General features: G+C 34.4%; 3 protein-coding genes. All 3 read right to left on the bottom strand.

The genetic code is table 11. The features are described 5' to 3' along the window. Positions 1-198: 198 nt before the first annotated feature. A complete protein-coding gene (locus tag V4C51_RS16985) occupies positions 199-1,230 on the bottom strand; it encodes a hypothetical protein (RefSeq protein WP_330927368.1) in 1,032 nt (343 codons plus the stop codon). 996 nt (positions 1,231-2,226) lie between these two features. Continuing rightward, the gene (locus V4C51_RS16990) at positions 2,227-3,588 is read right to left on the bottom strand and encodes a bifunctional cytidylyltransferase/SDR family oxidoreductase (RefSeq protein WP_330927369.1); all 1,362 of its coding nucleotides are present in this window, start codon (positions 3,586-3,588) and stop codon (positions 2,227-2,229) included. Positions 3,589-3,616: 28 nt separating this feature from the next. Further along, positions 3,617-4,822 carry a CDP-glycerol glycerophosphotransferase family protein gene (locus tag V4C51_RS16995; protein WP_330927370.1) on the bottom strand — a complete coding sequence of 402 codons (1,206 nt, stop codon included), beginning with the start codon at positions 4,820-4,822 and terminating at the stop codon, positions 3,617-3,619. Between the last annotated feature and the right edge of the window lie 346 nt (positions 4,823-5,168).

A 5,168-nucleotide genomic window follows, 5' to 3' on the forward strand; every position in this document is an offset into this window, starting at 1 on the left:
GCCTTGCAAGGCCTGCCAGCAAGAAAATATATGTTTTCATTTGGTCATATACTTATATAAAAAAACCACGTGTTTTTATGGAATAAAATAGTCATTAATACTTTTATCGAAGACTAATGATAGCAATGGCTTTCGTGCTCTTTTCCTAACTATTAGCAAAACCCATCTTACTTACAAATAATTAACAAAAATGAATAGTTAGAAAATATCATGTTTTTTTATCATTGTATATAATTTAACACTGTTTTTCTGTGCGCAACTTTGTAATTCTTCAACTGAATCTATCACATGTACAATATCACTTTTAAAAAAAAGCGCGCGGGAATTATCTAAACCAGTTCTATAGTCCAAGCCTGTAAGTTCTAAAATTTTTTTTGTGAATCGCCGACTGTAAAAAAAACCCTTAGCATTAGAGCTATTTTTTTTTATTAATGTTTCTATAGATGTTTTGGAAAAACTATCTAAAGTGCTATACTGGCAGGTATCAAAAAAATTTTTTATTATCTCCACATAGGGGTTACCACGGTTGTCATCCCTTTCTAATTGATAATTGCCAAACCCATTACACTTCTTTAAAGACTTTAAATGAAGATACAAAATACCAAGATATTTTTTCTTCATTTTAGGGTGTATAAAAAGTTCTACTCCATCCTTATTAGTGTAATATGTTTCTTCTGAAACGGGATAAAATTCTATATCCACCCCGCCAGCGAAAGGATGGCTGGAACAAATGCCGATTTCATTATCAGTCATTTTCATTAAATTAATGCCACAAAAAGTGTATTTAGCATTATAATTTTTCTTTTTTTTTATGTATGATAAAGCCTCCTTAAGATTATGGCTGACAGCAAAGTGGTCATCATCCAGCTTAACAGCAATTTTTCTGGTGGTTTTTGAAAGAGCAAAATTAGAGTAATTAGCCATGCTGTGTACTGAATCTGCTAACAATGACTTTTGCTCCCTTGACCGCAAAGGTGGTACCTTTGGCTCATAATGATACACTTTTAGCTTATCTGGGTATTTTTTCTCAAACATCCGCAACACCGCCTCAGTATTATCAGTGCAATCATTATAGCAAGCTATAATCTCATCAAAATAGTTTATATGCGACTCAATAACCAGCTTAAGCATATCCCCGCCATTACGGGTTCTTAAGTAGGCACTAATACCTTCTTTTCGATTAACAGGATTGAGCAGCGCCTTATTAAACTTAAATTTATCTAAACTCATAATCAGTACATTATCTGATGAAGATGAAGATGCAGATACGCTGATCCTAATGGTCAGGACTCACGCATCAATTATGAACTAAAGTGCATTGTATAAACCAAACTATATGCACTTACTTTCTCGGTTGGTATATCTCATAAAGTCAGGCCAGAATCTTTGGCTCAGTACGTGAAGAATATTGATGATCCGCGTTGTATACCCATGTGTCACCATAAATAGATATTCCAGGAGCCTGTCAAAGATAACCAGGGCAAGCTTCATGAACAAATCAAACGTACTTTGATCAGCCCGGCAATACCACGATACGCCATCACCTCGGCTCAGCTTCGATTACTCTGAAACCGTAGAGAAAGATCACGGCCGACATGAGTATAGGATGGGTTATATTATAATATAAATGTCGTTTATATCAGAAGCTGAAAAATGGGAAGGCATCCAGCAGATAGGTGTTATTCAAAGAAACAGGCAGGTGGTGAACAAGGTCACCATGGAAGGTCATTACTACATTTTGACATCCTCCCCATCCTGAAGAGGGTGTCGCGAAACTCTTAATTTTCTCCGTCGTCATCCCGTATAGGGATTTTAAGGGATCTATGCCACAAGGATGTGAATCACGAAACCCGCATGATGCGTGCGGTTAGAGTGCCTTTCATAGCGTGTGGTTCCTGTACATTCCCTGTACAGGATGGACGGGTGCGGGGTGTATTTCAGAGTTTCGCCACAGCCTCTGAAGGACGGGATAAGTACCAGGTTTTACGCGGTTACGATAAGCGCTTTTCAATGTCTTACCATCAATGGCAACATTGCTGCCTTTTGTAGCGAAATGGCAGGCTTTCATCCATTCAATAAAAAAAGCTCTGGAATTGTTTCGGATTAATAACAGTAGCTACATCAGTGATAATCTGATGTGCTACATGTTTTTATCCTGACTATATGTGGTAGTTCTCGTAAACTGGGTTAATTAACAGGAGAGAGAGCCCAAAATAATAGTTTGCCTTATATTTTTTTTACTGTGATAATTTGACCCGTAATATCATTGCACATAGTAGAGATAGTATATTGTGCAACCTGCTTTGGGCTTAATAAAGTGTCATCTGGCTCAATACCAAAGTTTTTTGTCCTCATTGGAGTTTTTGTTCTTTCTGGGTTAATACAATTTACCTTTATGTTAAAGGGATGCCATTCTTCTGATAGTGCCTGTGTTAAATTAACAATAGCGGCTTTAGTTGAAGAATATATGCTATAAAAAGCCCTCCCTCTCGTATATGAGCTTGATGTATAATTTATTAACATTCCCTGACTTTTCTTCAAGTATTTGAAAGATGCTTTGGCAACATTCAAAGCACCCAAGTAGTTTATTCCAATCAGTGATGAAATTTCTTCCTGAGATGTTTGTTGTAAAGTCTTCTTTATAAGTATCCCCGCCGTATTAATAACAAAGTCTATTGACTGCTCTTTTTCATAAAGAGATTCCAACGTTTTTTCTACTTCATCATAGTTAGATATATCACAACCATTTGAACGGCTATACTGGAATACATTTGCACCATAATCACGACATAAGGTTAATATAGCCTGCCCAATTCCACTACTGCCTCCAAAAATAACTATAGTCTTATCTGTCAGTGTATTTTCTATTTTTTCGCTGGCTGTTTTTTTTATTCCATAATAGTGATATTTTAATATACTGTTAGCTAAAAATATATCTTGTGAATGTGTGATTTTAAAGTTTTTTTCATCACCATTGACTATGCCTATAGGTTCATTCGGGAGGTATTTTAAAACTATACCGCAGTCATCAGATGCAATTTGATCAGTATCTTTCATAAATAAATCATAGGCATTACGTATTGTTGACAGCTTGAATGCCTGAGGGGTCTGTCCTCGCCTTAAGCTCTGACGGTTTGGTATCGACATAATCTCATCGTTACGAATTTTAACGATCGTATCATTTGCTGCCACTACCACATCAACGGCATTATACGAATTTAATTCTTTGATACATTCATTAATTATTCGATCATCAAGAAATGGCCTGACAGAGTCATGAAATAAAACATTACATTCCTGTTCATTAATAGATTGAATTGCCGACCAAGAAGAATCAAACCTTTCTTTACCACCATTTATAACCTTTGTAACTTTGTTGAATGATTCAGAAAGCACCATATCTTCTACTTTTGAAATATACTCTGGAATGGTTACAATAACAACCTCATCAATAAGCTTGTGATTATTAAATGTCTCAATGGTATACTGGATAACGGGTTTTCCTGCAAGTTTTATAAACTGCTTCGGGGTACTACTTCCAAAGCGTTTTCCTGATCCAGAAGCGAGAATTACTGCAATATTTTTCATGATTTTAAAATTACACTTTAACTTTAAACTAGATTACTTTTGACTTGATGAATGAGGTTATATTTTTTGATGCATCTGAATAGTTTTCTCCCCAGAATTTTTTTATCAAAAAATCTGACTTTTCTGTACTTGTTTTTTTTAAATTAGACATAGCCACCATCAAATCACTAAAACTATAACAGATTTCACCCGCTATATTATCCATAAAAGGCATTGCTAAATCCCGGTTATCAGAAATATATTCTTTGTAGTCATATATATAAAAAATGGTAGGTTTACCCGTTAATAAAAAATCATAAAAAACTGATGAGTAATCAGTTATTAAAACATCTACATGCCTAAGCAAGGGATATACGTCCATTCTTTTATCAAGAAAAACTATAGTATCATAAGTGCTCTTCTTTGCTTTAAACCTTGTATTTGGATGAACTTTCATCAGAAAGATGCTATTTTTTTCCTTATTTAAATTTTCTAATTTATCTAAATCAAGAACACTTTCGTTTAATGCTTTATTGCTATCACGAAATGTTGGCATATATAAAAAACTTTTTCGACCGCTTATATTGTTTAAAACTGTAGATATCTCATTATCGATTACGCCTGGATAGGAATAATAAGAGCCAACAAGAATCTCATTTCTTGGATAACCTGATTCAAAAATATTACCCCTCTCAATTCTAAAGCATTTTTTAAAATGTGCAGTCATTTCTTTTGAAGTGGATAAAAAATAATCAGGCTTTCTGAAATCTTCAGGGTGAGCAATTCTAGCAATCTTACTTTGAAAATGCTTTTTAATTGGCCCTGTCTTTATTTCATATTCAATATTCTTAATTCCAACACCATGCCATAAATTGAAATGAATGGCTCCTCCACTTGTCCAATAGTTTATGTCACTTGATTTAGATGAAAAGATATAAAGCTTTGCTGTAAGACAATAATTTATTCCAGCAAGACTCCAAATATGGTAGGACTTATAGCCCATTGAGTTAAGTTTTTTTATAACTTCTTTATTTCTTGCTATCCATGCAACTTCAATATCATCACAATTATTTGCAACATATAAAAACAAATACTTTGCATTATCAGTAAAAGATCTTTTACCGGCACCAAACACCCACCTATTCTTCCTCCTTGGCCAAAATAAACTCAATAAATAAAGAAAGGATCTAAAAAAATTAGAAACAATAATGCGTGTAATACGCCTTATGTATTTCATACGTGGCATTTTTTCCATTAAATGACTCTTGATTTTTTGACTTAGGACACTAAAAATGGCTGCTATGCAATTTTTAGTAAATCAAACTACTCAGGAACGACATAGCTTGGGGTGCTGTGTCATCGTTTTCTATTGTGGTAGCCTTTTATGTATTCAAACACTGCTTGGCAGGTATTTTTCCTATTCATGGGTGAATTATAGTGGATGACTTCTTCTGATATTCAGAGAGTGGAAAAAGCTATCCACACAAGTATTTTCCGAATAATAAGCTTTTCATCGCTTGATATTGATGAGTAGACACCCTCTTTACATGATTCTTCTATTATAATTTATCTCCTAGGAGCCTGTCGGACTTATGCTTTCG

The organism is Candidatus Sororendozoicomonas aggregata (assembly GCF_031528575.1).
Lineage (GTDB): Bacteria > Pseudomonadota > Gammaproteobacteria > Pseudomonadales > Endozoicomonadaceae > Endonucleibacter > Endonucleibacter aggregata.

What these genes read in the sequence shown, in the direction of transcription:
- V4C51_RS16985 (WP_330927368.1), bottom strand. Translation starts at nt 1,230, where the DNA reads ATGAGTTTAGATAAATTTAAGTTTAATAAGGCGCTGCTCAATCCTGTT.
- V4C51_RS16990 (WP_330927369.1), bottom strand. Translation starts at nt 3,588, where the DNA reads ATGAAAAATATTGCAGTAATTCTCGCTTCTGGATCAGGAAAACGCTTT.
- V4C51_RS16995 (WP_330927370.1), bottom strand. Translation starts at nt 4,822, where the DNA reads ATGGAAAAAATGCCACGTATGAAATACATAAGGCGTATTACACGCATT.